At 68.2% G+C, this 15631-nt stretch carries 15 protein-coding genes and 1 tRNA gene; 6 read left to right on the forward strand and 10 right to left on the reverse strand.

Annotation, left to right across the window (positions count from 1 at the left end):
• Position 1 precedes the first annotated feature (1 nt).
• The gene (locus A5688_RS02855; RefSeq protein ID WP_067912373.1) at positions 2 to 1054 is read left to right on the forward strand and encodes a polysaccharide deacetylase family protein; all 1053 of its coding nucleotides are present in this window, start codon (positions 2 to 4) and stop codon (positions 1052 to 1054) included.
• Positions 1055 to 1069: 15 nt separating this feature from the next.
• On the opposite strand, the gene A5688_RS02860 is transcribed toward A5688_RS02855, so the two are convergent.
• A complete protein-coding gene (locus A5688_RS02860; protein WP_067834179.1) occupies positions 1070 to 1432 on the reverse strand; it encodes a PAS domain S-box protein in 363 nt (120 codons plus the stop codon).
• A 165-nt stretch (positions 1433 to 1597) separates the two neighbouring features.
• On the reverse strand, positions 1598 to 3151 hold the full coding sequence (gene metG, locus A5688_RS02865; protein WP_067834178.1) for a methionine--tRNA ligase: 1554 nt from the start codon (positions 3149 to 3151) through the stop codon (positions 1598 to 1600).
• A gap of 32 nt (positions 3152 to 3183) precedes the next feature.
• Between metG and A5688_RS02870 the strand changes: the two genes are divergently transcribed.
• The 5 genes from A5688_RS02870 (at position 3184) to A5688_RS02890 (ending at position 9225) form a co-directional block, all read left to right on the forward strand.
• Positions 3184 to 4026 (forward strand): TatD family hydrolase, encoded by an 843-nt coding sequence (locus tag A5688_RS02870; RefSeq protein WP_068268043.1) that lies wholly within the window; start codon positions 3184 to 3186, stop codon positions 4024 to 4026.
• Between the two features lie 157 nt (positions 4027 to 4183).
• Complete coding sequence (locus A5688_RS02875; RefSeq protein WP_207546585.1) at positions 4184 to 5311, forward strand: resuscitation-promoting factor; 1128 nt, start codon at positions 4184 to 4186, stop codon at positions 5309 to 5311.
• The gene (gene rsmA / locus A5688_RS02880) at positions 5275 to 6228 is read left to right on the forward strand and encodes a 16S rRNA (adenine(1518)-N(6)/adenine(1519)-N(6))-dimethyltransferase RsmA (RefSeq protein WP_067912378.1); all 954 of its coding nucleotides are present in this window, start codon (positions 5275 to 5277) and stop codon (positions 6226 to 6228) included. Before A5688_RS02875 ends, rsmA begins: the two co-directional genes overlap by 37 nt.
• A 60-nt stretch (positions 6229 to 6288) precedes the next feature.
• Complete coding sequence (locus A5688_RS02885) at positions 6289 to 7245, forward strand: 4-(cytidine 5'-diphospho)-2-C-methyl-D-erythritol kinase (protein ID WP_067834162.1); 957 nt, start codon at positions 6289 to 6291, stop codon at positions 7243 to 7245.
• A 345-nt stretch (positions 7246 to 7590) separates the two neighbouring features.
• Complete coding sequence (locus tag A5688_RS02890) at positions 7591 to 9225, forward strand: fatty acyl-AMP ligase (protein WP_067834160.1); 1635 nt, start codon at positions 7591 to 7593, stop codon at positions 9223 to 9225.
• Between the two features lie 6 nt (positions 9226 to 9231).
• Here the strand turns inward: A5688_RS02890 and pth are convergent, their stop codons facing one another.
• The 8 genes from pth to A5688_RS02930 form a co-directional block, all read right to left on the reverse strand.
• Positions 9232 to 9807, reverse strand: a complete 576-nt coding sequence (pth, locus tag A5688_RS02895) for an aminoacyl-tRNA hydrolase (RefSeq protein ID WP_067834158.1) — start codon at positions 9805 to 9807, stop codon at positions 9232 to 9234.
• A 12-nt stretch (positions 9808 to 9819) separates the two neighbouring features.
• Entirely contained in the window at positions 9820 to 10488 is a 669-nt protein-coding gene (locus A5688_RS02900) for a 50S ribosomal protein L25/general stress protein Ctc (RefSeq protein ID WP_067834156.1), read from the reverse strand.
• A gap of 375 nt (positions 10489 to 10863) precedes the next feature.
• The gene (locus A5688_RS02905) at positions 10864 to 11733 is read right to left on the reverse strand and encodes an oxidoreductase (RefSeq protein ID WP_067912380.1); all 870 of its coding nucleotides are present in this window, start codon (positions 11731 to 11733) and stop codon (positions 10864 to 10866) included.
• A 54-nt stretch (positions 11734 to 11787) separates the two neighbouring features.
• Positions 11788 to 12411, reverse strand: coding sequence for an LpqN/LpqT family lipoprotein (locus tag A5688_RS02910; protein WP_207546587.1), 624 nt, complete (start codon positions 12409 to 12411; stop codon positions 11788 to 11790).
• 38 nt (positions 12412 to 12449) lie between these two features.
• Entirely contained in the window at positions 12450 to 12806 is a 357-nt protein-coding gene (gene arsC / locus A5688_RS02915) for an arsenate reductase (glutaredoxin) (protein ID WP_067912383.1), read from the reverse strand.
• The gene (locus A5688_RS02920) at positions 12807 to 13787 is read right to left on the reverse strand and encodes a ribose-phosphate diphosphokinase (RefSeq protein WP_067834148.1); all 981 of its coding nucleotides are present in this window, start codon (positions 13785 to 13787) and stop codon (positions 12807 to 12809) included.
• Between the two features lie 103 nt (positions 13788 to 13890).
• Positions 13891 to 15387, reverse strand: a complete 1497-nt coding sequence (gene glmU / locus A5688_RS02925; RefSeq protein WP_067912387.1) for a bifunctional UDP-N-acetylglucosamine diphosphorylase/glucosamine-1-phosphate N-acetyltransferase GlmU — start codon at positions 15385 to 15387, stop codon at positions 13891 to 13893.
• A gap of 123 nt (positions 15388 to 15510) precedes the next feature.
• A tRNA-Gln gene (locus tag A5688_RS02930) sits at positions 15511 to 15582 on the reverse strand.
• Positions 15583 to 15631: the final 49 nt, after the last annotated feature.

Raw genomic sequence — 15631 nt, forward strand, 5'->3', positions numbered from 1 at the left:
GATGGCACGAGTCGCAGGCATCCCGGCGCGCCCGACCATCAAGAACATCGCGGCCGGATTGCTCTGCGCCGCCGGGGTTCCGGCGCTGGCGCGGCGACGGCACCGCGACGTGCTCGCCATCCTGATGTTCCACGGCGTGGAAGACCGGCCGCTGTCGCCGCCCTGCTGGCATGTCAATGACGCGGCGCTGTATCGCCGCCAATTGGAGTACGTGCGTAGGCACTTCAACGTCCTGCCGCTCGAGGAGGCCCTCGCGGCACTGATCGCCGGGACATTGCCGCCGCGTGCCCTGGCGATCACGTTCGACGACGGCACCCACAACCTCGCGTCACACGCGCTGCCGGTGCTGCAAGAACTGAATCTGCCCGCGGCGGTGTTCCTCGCTACCGGCCCGATCGGCACCGGCGAAACCCTGTGGCCCGACCGGCTGTGGCTGGCGATCGCCCGCAGCACTGCCGCCGAAGTGGATTTGGCCGCACTGGGATTGGGGACGCATCAGCTCGATGGCAGCGCCCAACGGGGCGGTGTCTACGTGGCGGCCGTCGAGGCATTGAAGGACCTCGCCGACGCCGAACGCATCGAAGCGCTCGACACGATCCTGCGCGCACTCGGATACCGCGACGACCGCGACCCCGGCCCGTTCCGGATGCTCACCTGGGACGAAGCGCGTGACATGGCCAAAGACCCTCTGGTGACGCTGTATCCGCACACGGTGACCCACCCGATCCTCGCCCGGTGCGCCGACGGCAAGGTGGAGCAGGAGATTGCGGATTCCTGCGCGGCGCTCGAACGTGAGACCGGCCTGCCGTCAACCGTTTTCGCCTACCCGAATGGCCGGTTACAGGATTTCGACGCCCGGGCCAAGGAGGCGTTGCGCCGCCATGGCGTGCGCTGGGCGCTGTCCACCGCGCCGGGATTCGCCGATCGTCGCTGCGACCCGCTGGCATTGCCCCGGTTGGCGGTGGGTAGCAATTGCTCGTTCGACCATTTCCGCCTCACGGTCTCCGGCGGCCTGCCGCGCCGGCGCCGGCCCGCCGGTCCGGCGCGCCGCTGAACGGGGGCGGTGGCGCTAGCGCGCTTCTTCCCAGAGCTGCTCGGTCAGATCCTGGAACGCCGCGAGGGCGAACTGGTCGTCGACCCGCCGCACCGCGGACTTGCTCATCATCGCGCGCACGACCGAGCCGTCCTTGTGTGCCAGCTCGACGACCATGTTCGCGAGAGCGTGGACGGTCGCCAGCAGCGAGTCCGATGCCGGGGCCTGATGGAAGATCTGCTCGAATCGCAGCGTCAGAGCCTCGTCCGGCTCGTAGCCCATCATGTCGGCAAATGCGGTGTTGGCGAACAAGATACTGCCGTCGTCGCCGATGGCCAGCACGGGAACCGGGATCCGCTCCAGCACAACCAGCGCGGGCAGCTCCTTGAGGGTCGTCATCGGCGATTGGCTCTGTTGCCTGTTCTGGCGTCGTTCCACACCGAGAATTATGGTCTATACCAGAAGATATGTTGGACTCTTTTGTCCAAAGTGCCACACAAGTATTGGCCGCGTCGTCGAACTCGCTTGATCCTCAACCGAATTGTCGGGCCGTTTGACGACCGCTCACTCGACTTGGGAAACAGGCTGGTAGCGGGGGAACACACCGGTGGGAGCCGGCAGCTCCGTGCCGGGTGCCAGCCGGGCGCCGGCGGCGGCAAATGTCCGTTGGTCGTGGGGCTGTCCGAGCAGATCGAGCAGCTTGCCGGCCGATTCGGGCATGACGGGCTGGACCAGCAGTGCGGCGATGCGGACCGCCTCGCAGGTGACGTACAAGACGGTGCGGAAGCGGGCCTGATCGGCCACGGATTCGCTCTTGCGCAAGACCCAGGGCTGCTGCGCCGAAAAGTATTTGTTGGCGTCGCCGAGCATCAGCCAAATGGCTTCGAGGGCCAAGTGCATCGCCTGCGACTCGAAACCGGCCCGGACGCGGTCCAGCAACCCGTCGGCCGTCGTCAACAACTCGGTGTCGGCGGCGATCAGCTCACCGGGTTCCGGAACGACCCCATCGAGGTTCTTGGCGATCATCGACAACGACCGTTGGGCCAGGTTGCCCAGTTCGTTGGCCAGATCGGAGTTGATCCGGGTGACGATGGCGTCTTCGGTGTAGCTGCCGTCCTGACCGAACGGCACCTCCCGCAGCAGGAAGTAGCGGAGCTGGTCTACGCCGAACGTCTCGATCAGGGTTACCGGGTCGACGATGTTGCCCACCGACTTGCTCATCTTCTGCCCGCGGTTGAGCAGGAACCCGTGCGCGAAAACCCTGCGCGGCAATTCTATTCCGGCCGACATCAAAAACGCCGGCCAGTACACGGTGTGGAATCGGATGATGTCCTTGCCGATCATGTGCAGGTCGGCCGGCCAGTAGCGGCGGAACTGCTCGGATTCGGTGTCCGGGTAGCCGACGCCGGTCAGGTAGTTGGTCAGCGCGTCGACCCAGACGTACATGACATGGTCGGGATGCTCGGGCACCTGCACGCCCCAGTCGAACGAGGTGCGCGAGATCGACAGGTCGCGCAGCCCGCCGGAGACGAAGCTGACCACCTCGTTGCGCCGGACCTCGGGCCCGATGAAGTCCGGGTTGGCCTCGTAGTGGGCCAGCAGCTTGTCGGCATACGCCGAGAGCCGGAAGAAGTAGGTCTGCTCCTCGGTCCAGGTGACCGGGGCGCCGGTTTCGACGGCGATCCGGGTCCCGTCGACGAGCGCGGTCTCCGATTCGACGAAGAACCGCTCGTCGCGGACCGAATACCAGCCCGAGTAGGCGTCCAGATAGATGTCCCCGGCGGACTGCATCCGCCGCCAGATCGCCTTGGAGGCCTCGATGTGGTCGGCGTCGGTCGTGCGGATGAACCGGTCGAAGGAGATGTTCAGCTTCTCCTGCAGGCGCTGGAACACGTCGGAGTTGCGCCGCGCGAGTTCGGCGGTGGGAATGCCCTCGGCCGCTGCCGTCTCGACCATCTTGAGGCCGTGCTCGTCGGTGCCGGTCAGGAACCGGACATCGAACCCGTCGAGCCGCTTGAACCGGGCGATGGCGTCGGTGGCGATGTATTCGTAGGCATGCCCGACGTGCGGATCGCCGTTGGGATACGTGATCGCGGTGGTGACGTAATAGGGCCTCATCGCCCTCAACCTTATTGGGGCCACCTTATTGTGTGCGCGTGAGTTCCCAACGTCAGCCGCCCCCGGCCCCCGAGCCGTTGAGCCCGCTCGTCGACGCCCACACCCACCTGGACGCGTGCGGCGCCGAAGACCCCGAGGGGGTGCGGGCCATCGTGGACCGCGCCGCGGGCATCGGGGTGGGCGCGGTCGTCACGATCGCCGACGACCTGGACTCGGCGCGCTGGGTCACCCGCGCCGCCGACTGGGACCCGCGGGTTTATGCGGCGGTGGCGCTGCACCCGACCCGCGCCGGCGCGCTGGACGACGCCGCCCGCGCCGAAATCGAGCGACTGGTGGCCCATCCCAGGGTGGTGGCCGTCGGCGAGACCGGCCTGGACCTGTACTGGCCCGGACGCCTGGACGGTTGCGCCGAGCCGGCGGCGCAGCGGGAGGCGTTCGCCTGGCACATCGACCTGGCGAAGCGGTGCGGCAAACCGCTGATGATCCACAACCGGGAGGCCGACGCCGAGGTGCTCGACGTGCTGGCTGCCGAGGGCGCTCCGGACGCCGTGATCTTCCACTGCTTTTCGTCCGATGCCGCCATGGCCCGCCGCTGCGTGGACGCCGGGTGGCTGCTGAGTTTGTCCGGCACCGCGAGCTTCCGCAACGCGCGCGCCCTGCGCGAGGCCATCCCGTTGATACCGCCGGAGCAGCTGCTGGTGGAGACCGATGCACCCTATTTGACGCCGCATCCCTATCGGGGGACGGCGAACGAGCCCTATTGCCTTCCTTATACTGTTCGGGCGATCGCCGAACTGGTGGATCGTCGCCCGGAAGAGCTGGCCGAGACGACAACGGGCAATGCTCGGCGGGTGTATGGATTGGTCACAAGTTGAGGTGCACGACCAGGCGATTCTTATAACATCGCCGCGTCGGAGTTGCCCAACATTGACCGGTTCGTTACCGTCTTGTGATCGAACGGTGGGGCCTGCGGGCCCTTAATTTGTGACTTGCTGCTGAATGAGTGGGTTGTTGAGGGTTGGGTAGCGCGCGTTGACTGTATTGACAAAACTTCATCAGAATCCTTCGCCGATGTTGCGGCTCGTGGTCGGAGGGCTGCTGGTGGTCCTGGCATTCGCGGGCAGTTATGCGGTTTCGGTGTGCAAGACGGTGACGTTGACCGTCGACGGAGTCGCCATGCGGGTGACCACCATGAAGTCGCGGGTGATCGACGTCGTCGAGGAAAACGGGTTCGTCATCGACGAGCGCGACGACCTCTATCCCGCCGGTGATGTCCCGGTGCACGACGCCGGCAAGATCGTGCTGCGCCGCAGCCGCCCGTTGCAGATCTCGCTGGACGGCCGCGACACCAAGCAGGTGTGGACCACCGCATCCACGGTGGACGAGGCGCTGGCGCAGCTGGCCATGACCGACACGGCCCCGGCCGCTGCCAACCGCGGCAGCCGCGTGCCGCTGGCCGGGATGGCGCTGCCCGTCGTCAGCGCCAAGACGGTCCGCATCAACGACGCCGGTGCGATCCGCACGGTGCACCTGGCGGCGCCGAACGTCGCCGGCCTGCTGAGTGCCGCCGGCGCGCCGCTGGTCGAGAGCGACCAGGTGGTGCCCGCCGCGACGGCGCCGATCGTCGACGGGATGGAAGTCCAGGTCACCCGGAACCGGATCCAGCAGGTCACCGAGCGGATCCCGCTGCCGCCCACCGCCCGTCGGATCGAAGATCCGGGTATGAACATGAGCCGCCAGGTCGTCGAGGATCCGGGCAGCCCGGGCACCCAGGACGTCACCTTCTCGGTGGCCACGGTCAACGGCGTCGAGACCGGGCGGCTGCCGATCGCCAATGCGGTGGTCACGCCCGCCCGCGATTCGGTGGTCCGCATCGGCACCAAGCCAGGCACCGAAGTGCCCCCGGTCAGCGACGGCTCCATCTGGGATGCGATCGCCAGCTGTGAGGCCGGCGGAAACTGGGCAATCAACACCGGTAACGGGTATTACGGCGGTGTGCAGTTCGATCAGGGCACCTGGGAGCGCAACGGCGGGTTGCGGTTCGCCTCCCGTGCCGACCTCGCCAGCCGCGAGGAGCAGATCACCGTCGCCGAGGTGACCCGAGAGCGCCAGGGCTGGGGCGCGTGGCCGGTGTGCAGTGGAAGAGCTGGTGCACGCTGACCATCCGGCTACTCGGACGCACCGAGATCAGGCGGCTGGCCAAAGAACTTGAGTTTCGGCCACGGAAATCGCTCGGCCAGAACTTCGTGCACGACGCCAATACGGTGCGCCGGATAGTGTCGATCTCCGGGGTCAGCCGGTCTGACCACGTCCTGGAAGTCGGGCCCGGCCTGGGGTCGCTCACCCTGGCCCTGCTCGACCGCGGTGCCGCCGTCACCGCCGTCGAAATCGACCCGGTACTGGCCGAACGGCTGCCCCACACCGTCGCCGAGCATTCCAACAGCGAAATCCAGCGCCTCACGGTGGTCAACCGCGACGTCTTGACCATGCGCCGCGACGAGCTGGCCGAGACGCCGACCGCCGTTGTCGCAAACCTGCCGTACAACGTCGCGGTCCCGGCGCTGTTGCACCTGCTGGCCGAGTTCCCGTCCATTCGGGTCGTGACGGTCATGGTGCAGGCCGAGGTCGCCGAGCGCCTGGCCGCGGAGCCGGGCGGCAAGGAGTACGGCGTGCCCAGCGTCAAGGTTCGTTTCTTCGGCAAGGTTCGCCGGTGCGGCACGGTGTCGCCGACCGTCTTCTGGCCGATTCCCCGCGTCTACTCCGGGCTGGTCCGCATCGACCGGCACGCCACCTCGCCGTGGCCGACCGACGAAGCCTTCCGCCGACAGGTGTTCGAACTGGTCGACATCGCGTTCGGGCAGCGGCGCAAGACCTGCCGCAACGCGTTCGTGGAATGGGCCGGCTCGGGCAACGAGTCGGCGGACCGGCTGCTGGCCGCCAGCATCGACCCGGCCCGCCGCGGTGAGACCCTCTCGATCGACGACTTCGTGCGGTTGTTGCAGCGGTCCGCCGACCGGCCGGACAGCACCCTCGAGGCGACCGCACCGGCCGCGCAACAGGGGGCCTCGGCCGGCTGACGGCCGACCGCAGGGGCGCCGTTGCGTGTGGTTGGCCGGTGGCAGCGATAGTCTGCTGCGGTGTCCGCATCTGACGGCAATACCGCTGCGCAATGGGTGCCCACCGGGTCGGTCACCGTTCGGGTGCCCGGCAAAGTCAACCTCTACCTGGCGGTCGGTGACCGCCGCGAGGACGGCTACCACGAGCTGAACACCGTCTTCCAGGCGGTTTCCCTGCTCGACGAGGTGACGGTCCGCAATGCCGATGTGCTCTCGCTCGAGATCGTCGGCGAAGGCGCCGAGAAGCTACCCACCGACGAACGCAACCTCGCCTGGCAGGCCGCCGAGCTGATGGCCGAACACGTCGGCCGCGCGCCGGACGTGTCGATCATGATCGACAAGTCCATTCCGGTGGCCGGCGGCATGGCCGGTGGCAGCGCCGACGCGGCGGCCGTGCTGGTCGCGATGAACTCGCTGTGGGAACTCAACGTGCCCCGCCGCGACCTGCGCATGCTGGCCGCGCGGCTGGGCAGCGACGTGCCGTTCGCCCTGCACGGCGGGACCGCGCTGGGTACCGGCCGCGGCGAGGAGTTGGCTACGGTGTTGTCCCGCAACACCTTTCACTGGGTACTGGCATTCGCCGACAGCGAGCTGCTGACGCCGGCCGTCTTCGCCGAACTGGACCGACTGCGGGAGGCGGGGGATCCGCCCCGCCTGCCCGCGCCCGGCCCGGTGCTGGCCGCCCTGGCCGCGGGCGACGCCGAGCAGCTGGCGCCGCTGCTGGGCAACGAGATGCAGGCGGCCGCCGTGAGCCTGCACCCCGGACTGCGCCGGACGTTGCGCGCCGGCGTGCAGGCCGGGGCGCTGGCCGGCATCGTGTCCGGTTCGGGCCCGACATGTGCCTTCCTGTGCCCGTCGGCGGCCGCGGCGGTCGACGTCGGCACCGAGGTGTCCGGGGCGGGTGTCTGCCGCACGGTGCGGGTGGCCAGTGGACCGGTGGCGGGCGCGCGGGTGGTCCCCGCACCCACCGAGGTGTGACACCCCCTGAGGTGTGAAAAGAACCGCAATTCGCGCATTCGTTTGGCGCTTCCCTAAGAGGAGTTTAAGATAATGCGCGGTGACGGGAAGCGTTGAGCAAGATCACTTAATTTCATCGTCCGCCGGGCGTTCCGGCGGACGTTTAATGCATCGGGCCCGGCAAGGTTTCTCGGGCCCGTTTCGCGCTCATCGGCGCCGCTTTGGTGCGGCGGGCGCGGACGCATCATCGATCCGAGACCTAACCGCCACCCAACTGTGTTTGCGTGCTTGCGGCGAAGTGTTACCCAACGGGCGGAACATGAGATTCCGGGCGTTGGGACGACCGCTGGAACCGAGGAGGTTTTTGTGAGCAGGTTTACCGAGAAGATGTACCGCAATGCCCGGTCGGTGACGACGGGCATGGTCACCGGTGAACCCCACGAACCGGTCCGCCACACCTGGGGCGAGGTCCACGAGCGCGCACGCCGCATCGCGGGTGGCCTGGCCGCCGCGGGCATCGGGCCGGACGACGCCGTCGGTGTGCTCGCCGGCTACCCGGTGGAGATCGCGCCGACGGCACAGGGCCTGTGGATGCGCGGGGCCAGCCTTACCATGCTGCACCAGCCCACGCCGCGCACGGACCTGGCCGTGTGGGCCGAGGACACCATGAACGTCATCGGCATGATCGAGGCGCAGGCCGTCATCGTCTCGGAGCCGTTCCTGGTGGCCGTCCCGGTGCTCGAGGAGAAGGGCATCAAGGTCCTCACCGTGGCTGACCTGCTCGCGGCGGAACCCATCGAACCCGTCGAGGTCGGCGAGGACGCACTCGCGCTGATGCAGTTGACCAGCGGCTCGACCGGGTCCCCCAAGGCGGTGCAGATCACCCACCGCAACATCTACTCCAACGCCGAGGCGATGTTCATCGGCGCCCAGTACGACGTCGACAAGGACGTCATGGTCAGCTGGCTGCCCTGCTTCCACGACATGGGCATGGTCGGCTTCCTCACCATCCCGATGTACTTCGGTGCCGAGCTGGTCAAGGTCACCCCGATGGACTTCCTGCGCGACACCCTGCTGTGGGCCAAGCTCATCGACAAGTACAAGGGCACCATGACCGCGGCGCCCAACTTCGCCTACGCGCTGCTGGCCAAGCGGCTGCGCCGCAACGCCAAGCCCGGCGACTTCGACCTGTCGACCCTGCGCTTCGCCCTGTCCGGTGCCGAGCCCGTCGAGCCCGCCGACGTTGAGGACCTGCTCGACGCGGGCGCGCCGTTCGGCCTGAACCCGGCGGCGATCCTGCCGGCCTACGGCATGGCCGAGACCACGCTGGCCGTGTCGTTCTCGGAGTGCAACGCCGGCCTGGTGGTCGACGAGGTGGACGCCGACCTGCTGGCCGCGCTGCGCCGCGCCGTGCCGGCCGCCAAGGGCAACACCCGCCGGCTGGCCACGCTCGGTCCGCTGCTGCAGGACCTCGAGGCGCGCATCATCGACGAGAACGGCGACGTGATGCCGCCGCGCGGCGTCGGTGTCATCGAGCTGCGCGGCGAGTCGCTGACGCCCGGCTACCTCACCATGGGCGGCTTCATCTCGGCGCAGGACGAGAACGGCTGGTACGACACCGGTGACCTCGGCTACCTGACCGAGGACGGCCACGTGGTGGTGTGCGGCCGGGTCAAGGACGTCATCATCATGGCGGGCCGCAACATCTATCCCACCGACATCGAGCGCGCCGCGTGCCGCGTCGAGGGGGTGCGGCCCGGCTGCGCCGTGGCGGTGCGGCTGGACGCCGGCCACTCGCGGGAGACCTTCGCGGTGGCGGTGGAGTCCAACGCCTTCCAGGACCAGGCCGAGGTGCGTCGCATCGAGCACCAGGTCGCCCGCGAGGTGGTGGCCGAGGTCGACGTGCGGCCGCGCAACGTGGTGGTGTTGGGTCCGGGAACCATCCCGAAGACGCCGTCGGGCAAGCTGCGCCGATCCACCTCCGTCAGCCTGGTCACCTAGTCCGGCCTACCAGGCGTGGACGCGGTTCTGCGCGGTCTCTAAGCCCACTTCGATCAGCAGCTCGGTGGCGTCCGCGGCCTGCTCGCAGATGGTGGCCACCTCGGCGCGTTCGGCGGCGTTGAAATTTTCCAGTACAAACGCCGCTGGATCCTTGCGCCCCGGAGGGCGGCCGATGCCCAGGCGAACCCGCTGAAAGTCCTTGCTGCCCAAAGCATTAGCGACCGAACGCAGACCGTTGTGGCCGCCTTCGCCGCCGCCGATCTTGAGCCGGATGCGGCCGAAGTCCAGGTCGAGGTCGTCGTGGATGACGATGATGTCGCCCGGGGGCACCGAGTAGAACTTCGCCAACGGGCCGATTTGACGGCCGGATTCGTTCATGTAGCAGCGCGGTTTGGCCACGACCACCGAGTGCCCGGCGAGGCGGCCGCTGACAATCTCGGCGCCGGAACGCTTGTGCGCCTTGAACTTCGAACCTATCCGCGCCGCGAGCAGGTCGGCGACCATGAACCCGACGTTGTGTCGGGTCCGGGCGTAGTTGTCTCCGGGATTGCCCAGGCCGACGACCAGCAACGGCTCGGCCACGTCGCGATCCGCCTACTCGGACTCGGCTTCGGCGGCCTCTTCCTCGCCGGCCTCGCCCTCTTCTTCGCCTTCGGCCGCCGCGGCTTCCTCGGTGACCTCGCCCGCGCCCTCTTCGGCGAGTTCCTCGGCCGTCGGCGCGGTGACCACGTTGACCACCAGAGTCTCCGGGTCGGCAATCAGGTTGACGCCCTTGGGCAGGGTGATCTGTCCGGCGGTGAACTGGGTGCCGGGCTCGGCGCCCTCAACCGACACCGTCAACTGCTCGGGAATCGACAGGGCGTCGGCCTCGATCTCGATGGCGCTGGCGTCCTGGGTGACCAGGGTGCCGGGCACGGCCTCGCCCTCGATGACGACGCGGACCTCGACGACGACCTTCTCGCCGCGCCGCACGACCAGCAGGTCGGCGTGCTGAATGGTGCGGCGAATGGGGTGGATGTCGAGCGACTTGGTCAGCGCCAGCTGCTCCTTGCCGTCGATGTCCAGGGTCAGTACGGCGTTGGTGCCCGCGTGCCGCAGCACCGCGGCGAAGTCATGGCCGGGCAGTTCCAGGTGCTGGGGGTCGCTGCCGTGGCCGTAGAGGACGGCCGGGATCTTGCCGTCGCGGCGGGCTCGCCGGGACGCACCCTTGCCGGTCTCGGCGCGGACCGCGACCTTCAACTGGTTGAGTGCTTGCTTGGCCATCTTGTCGCTCCTGTGTGCTCGCCTGTGTTTCGGGGCACGGCCGGGGTCGCGACGATTCGTCGGTCTCCGTCGATAACGGTGCTGGCCAGCCAGCCACCCTCGCCGTGACGCCCGGTCAGGTTAGCGCATCCGCACCTCAGAGGGGAAATTCGGTGCCGGCCGCGGGGCGTGCGTCACGGTGCGTCACACCAGTCACACGCCCGAGCGGTGTGGTAAGTGCCCGCCTCTGAGCGACAATCGACGGCCGTTCGCGGGCGTCGCGGGCATACCGCGCCTTCCGCGTGCGCCCCCGGTTGTCGCTCAGAGGCGGGCAAAAGGTGCACCGGCTCGCCGAGGGGCTGGTGTGGCAGCCGTGGCCCACGTGACGGCAGGGCTTCAGAGCGGAAAACTGGTCTTGGTGAGCTGCTCGGACAGCGCCCACAGCGCCGCCGCGGTGGCCGTGTCCCGGGCACGCCGGCTGCGCCCGACCGGCTGGGTGCGGCCGACCTGGCCGAACCGCGGCCCGACGAACGTGTCGCCGGGCAGATCCTGCGACGCCGCATACAGGGTCTGCCGGGCGCCGAAATCGGCGTCGGTGGCGACCACCCGGGTGACGGCTGACATCAGCGTGTCACCAACCTTGCGGCCGGAGGCGCCCTGCAGGTTGGTATGCGAGTAGCCGGGGTGCGCCGCGAGCGCGCGCAGCGGGGAACCGGCCGCAGTCAGGCGACGCTGCAGCTCGCTGGTGAACAGCAGGTTGGCGAGCTTGGACTGGCTGTAGGCCAGCCACGGCGAGTACCGCCGTCCCTGCCAGTTCAGGTCGTCGAGGTTGATGCTTCCGGCCCAGTGCGCCATCGACGACACCGTCACCACCCGATCGGTCAGCTTGGGCAGCAGTAGGTTCGTCAGCGCGAAGTGGCCGAGGTGGTTGGTGCCGATCTGGGTCTCGAAGCCGTCGACCGTCAGCGCGAAGGGGGCGGCCATGATGCCGGCGTTGTTGATCAGCACGTCGGCCTTGCTCACCCCGTCGGCGAACCGGTGCACCGACGACAGGTCCTGCAGGTCGAGCTCGCGCACCTCGACCTGACCGGCCATCTTTCGGGCCGCGGTCTCACCCTTGCGGATGTCGCGGACGGCCATGATGATCGTGGCCCCCCGCCCGGCCAGCTCGCGGGCGGTCACGGCGCCCAACCCGCTGTTGGCACCGGTGATGACGACGGTTCGTTCAGCGAACGACGGTAGATCTGCGGCGGTCCAGCCAGTCATGGCTGACAACACTAGTGGCCACCACCCCCGGGCCGCCTGTTGCCCGACGTCCGTCTACTTTGCGGCGACGACGAACCCGTGAATGATCGCGTCGATGTCGGTCGACTGCGCGGCCGCCTGATTGGCGAAGCCCGTGATGGTCAGCTGCACCAGGTAACGCGGGTGCGCGGGCCCTGACCCGGTCGCGATGACGATGCGGTTCCAGCTGTGCAGCCGCATGCCGCCGTCGAGGTCGTAGCTGCCCTGAATCATCGACGAGGGAAATCCGTTATAGGGCGCGCCCGAGGCGTCCAGCTGCTTGAAGTTCTCGAACAGTTGCGCATCGTCGTTGCCGTGCTTGATCACCTGGGCCGGGTCGAAGTCACCGTTCAGCTTGAACACCACCAGCCGCGCCGTCGGGAACTTGCCGCCTTGGGAGATGATCAGCGTCTGCGGGCTGATGTTCGGGCTGGTGAACGGCGACCAGCCCGGGGGGGTCGGGATCGACACCGTCAGGTCGGGCAACGATCCCGGTGCCACCGGCTCTCCGGTCACCCCGATGCTCTGCAGATACTGCGACAGGGGGACCGGCTTCTCGGTCGGCTTCGTGGTTTCGGTCGTCGAGGTTTTCGACAGGATCGACTGGTAATCAGGCGGTTTCGGCGCACACCCGGCGATCGACACGGCCGCCGCAATCATCGCGGCGGCGGCAACGCCCGCGCGGCCGCCGAGCCGACTCACAGAATCTCGCGGACCGCGTCGATCGGGCGGGCCAGCCGAGTGCCCTTCGGCGTGACGACGAAGGGACGTTCGATGAGGATGGGGTGTTCGGCCATGGCGTCCAGCAACTGGTCATCGGTCGCGTCCGCGAGATTCAGCTCGTCAAATAGCGACTCGCGCTTGCGAGTTGCGGTGCGCACGTCGATGCCGGCGTCGCGGATCATCTTCGCCAGCTCGCTGCGCGATGGCGGGGTCTTCAGGTACTCGACGACGGTGGGGTCAAAGCCGCTGTCGCGCAACAGGTCCAGCGTTTTGCGGGAGGTGCTGCAGCGTGGATTGTGGTAGATGACGGCTTGGTCTGGCTTGGCAGCCATCTAGGCGTCTCCGTCGAATAGCCCTGTGACCGAGCCGTTTTCGAAGACGGCTCGGATGGTGCTGGCCAGCAGCGGCGCGATGGACAGGACCGTCAGCTGCGGGAAACGCTTCTCCTCGCCGATCGGCAGGGTGTTCGTCACGATCACTTCCCGGGCGCCGCAGGCGGCCAGCCGCTCGGCGGCCGGATCGGAGAGCACGCCGTGGGTGGCCGCGATGATCACGTCGCCGGCGCCCTCGTCGCGCAGCAGCTTCACCGCGCCGGCAATCGTGCCACCGGTGTCGATCATGTCGTCGATCAAGACACAGGTCCGCCCCTGCACCTCACCGACCACCCGGTTGGACACCACCTGGTTGGGCACCCGCGGGTCCCGGGTCTTGTGAATGAAGGCCAGAGGCACGCCGCCCAGCGCGTCGGCCCATTTCTCGGCGATGCGCACCCGGCCGGAGTCCGGCGAGACGACCACCATGTTGCCGTCGGGGTAGTTGTCGCGGATGTAGCCGGTCAGCAGGTTCTGCCCGCGCATGTGGTCGACGGGCCCGTCGAAGAAGCCCTGAATCTGGTCGGTGTGCAGGTCGACGGTCACGATGCGGTCCGCGCCGGCGGTCTTGAGCAGGTCGGCGACCAGCCGAGCCGAGATCGGTTCGCGCCCGCGGTGCTTCTTGTCCTGCCGGGCGTAGGGATAGAACGGCATGACGGCGGTGATCCGCTTGGCGCTGCCCCGCTTGAGGGCGTCGATCATGATCAGCTGTTCCATCAGCCAGTCGTTCACCGGCGCCGGCGCCGACTGCAGGACGAACGCGTCGCACCCGCGAACCGACTCGTTGAACCGCACGAAGATCTCACCGTTGGCGAACTCCCGCGCGGTCTGCGCGGTGACGTGGACGTCGAGCTCTTTGGCGACCTGCTCGGCCAGCTCCGGATGCGCACGGCCGGAGAAGAGCATCAAGTTTTTGCGGTTATCGGTCCAGTCGTGGCTCAACGCGCTGCCCTCGCCATATCGGGGTGGGGGATGGAAGGCCCCATCGTACGAAGCGAATCGTACGGAAATGTGGCCGGGTTGCCGACTAGCAAATTCACGGTGTCTATTCGGCTCCTGGTGTGGGGGTGTCGTTGGAGACCTGTGGGGCGCCCTGACCGGCGGCTTTCTCGGCGGCTTCGGCCGCCTGCGCGGCCGCGCTGCCCGGGCGCTTGCGGTGCACCCACCCTTCGATATTGCGTTGCGGACCCGCGGACACCGCCAGCGTTCCGGGCGGCACATCGTTGCGCACCACCGTGCCCGCCCCGGTGTAGGCGCCGTCGCCGACCGTCACCGGCGCCACGAACATGGTGTCCGAGCCGGTGCGTACGTGCGAGCCGATGGTGGTCCGCCGTTTGGTCTCGCCGTCGTAGTTGACGAACACACTGGACGCGCCGATGTTGCTGTGTTCGCCGATGTCGGCGTCCCCGACATAGGTCAGGTGCGGCACCTTCGACCCGGTCCCGATGGTGGCGTTCTTGGTCTCGACGAACGCGCCGAGCTTGCCGTCGTCGCCGAGCACGGTGCCCGGCCGCAGGTAGGTGAACGGGCCGACGGTCGCGCCGGCGCCGATCGACGACGCGGTGCCGTGGGTGCGCACCACCGAGGCGCCGTCACCGACGCTGACGTCGGTCAGGGTGGTGTCCGGGCCGATGACGCAGTGACCACCGACGTGGGTGCGGCCCAGCAGCTGCGTCCCCGGCTGGATGACGGTGTCGCGGCCGATGGCGACGTCGACGTCGATCCAGGTGGTGGCGGGGTCCACGATGGTGACGCCTGCCATCTGGTGGGCCGCGACGATGCGACGGTTGAGTTCGGCGCCCAGCTGCGCGAGTTGGACGCGGTTGTTGACGCCGGCCACCAGTGCACTGTCGTCGACGTGGCGGGCATGGATGGCCAGACCGTCGCCGCGCAGGATGGCGATGACGTCGGTCAGGTAGAGCTCGTGCTGGGCGTTGTTGGAACCCAACCTGTTCAGCGCCGAGCGCAGCGCCGCGGTGTCGAAGGCGTAGACGCCGGCGTTGACCTCACGGATCTCGCGCTGAGACGGCGTCGCGTCGGCGTGTTCCACGATCGCCATGACCTCGTTGTCCTGGGTCCGCAGGATGCGGCCGTAGCCGCTGGGGTCGCTCACCGTCGTGGTCAGCACCGTGACCGCCGCCGGGGCCGCGCTGTGGCTGGCGATGAGGTCGGCCAGGGTGTCGGCGTCCAGCAACGGGGTGTCGCCCGAGGTGACGACGACGACCCCGTCGTAGTCGGCGGGCAGCGCGGACAGGCCGCACAAGACAGCGTCACCGGTGCCGCGGGGCCGCTCCTGCAGGGCCACGTCGATGGGACGTCCCAGAGCGTCGGCCCAGTCGGCGACCAGCGGCGCGATGCGCTCGTGGTCGTGGCCCAAGACGACCGCCAGGTGTTGCGGAGCCACCTTGGTGATCGCGTGCAGCAGATGGGCCAGCATGCTGCGCCCGCCGAGGGTGTGCAGGACCTTCGGGGTGTCCGACCGCATCCGGGTGCCGGGCCCGGCCGCCAGCACCAGGACCGCGGTATCACCGGGAGACGACATCAACCCTCCTCGTTGGGTTTGTCCCGCGCGGGCTGCGCGCGGAAGCGCCGCACGCCGTCAAGCGTGTCACTTCAGCTGCGGTGAAGGCAAAAAACGATGGGATATCGCAACACGCAATTGAAGCTCCGTCGCCAGGACTCGAACCTGAACTATCTGAACCAAAATCAGAGGTGCTGCCGATTACACCACGACGGATCGCTAACCCATGGCGAGCGACGGGTTGAACCCCGACCGCGCCAACAAG

It is taken from the genome of Mycobacterium mantenii (assembly GCF_001667865.1).
In the GTDB taxonomy this organism is placed as follows: domain Bacteria; phylum Actinomycetota; class Actinomycetes; order Mycobacteriales; family Mycobacteriaceae; genus Mycobacterium; species Mycobacterium mantenii_A.

Bases quoted from the DNA above. Each gene is read 5' to 3' on its own strand.
- metG (WP_067834178.1), bottom strand. From the start codon at position 3,151: ATGAGGCCCTATTACGTCACCACCGCGATCACGTATCCCAACGGCGAT.
- A5688_RS02855 (WP_067912373.1), top strand. From the start codon at position 2: ATGGCACGAGTCGCAGGCATCCCGGCGCGCCCGACCATCAAGAACATC.
- A5688_RS02910 (WP_207546587.1), bottom strand. From the start codon at position 12,411: ATGATTGCGGCGGCCGTGTCGATCGCCGGGTGTGCGCCGAAACCGCCT.
- A5688_RS02905 (WP_067912380.1), bottom strand. From the start codon at position 11,733: ATGACTGGCTGGACCGCCGCAGATCTACCGTCGTTCGCTGAACGAACC.
- arsC (WP_067912383.1), bottom strand. From the start codon at position 12,806: ATGGCTGCCAAGCCAGACCAAGCCGTCATCTACCACAATCCACGCTGC.
- A5688_RS02860 (WP_067834179.1), bottom strand. From the start codon at position 1,432: ATGACGACCCTCAAGGAGCTGCCCGCGCTGGTTGTGCTGGAGCGGATC.
- A5688_RS02900 (WP_067834156.1), bottom strand. From the start codon at position 10,488: ATGGCCAAGCAAGCACTCAACCAGTTGAAGGTCGCGGTCCGCGCCGAG.
- glmU (WP_067912387.1), bottom strand. From the start codon at position 15,387: ATGTCGTCTCCCGGTGATACCGCGGTCCTGGTGCTGGCGGCCGGGCCC.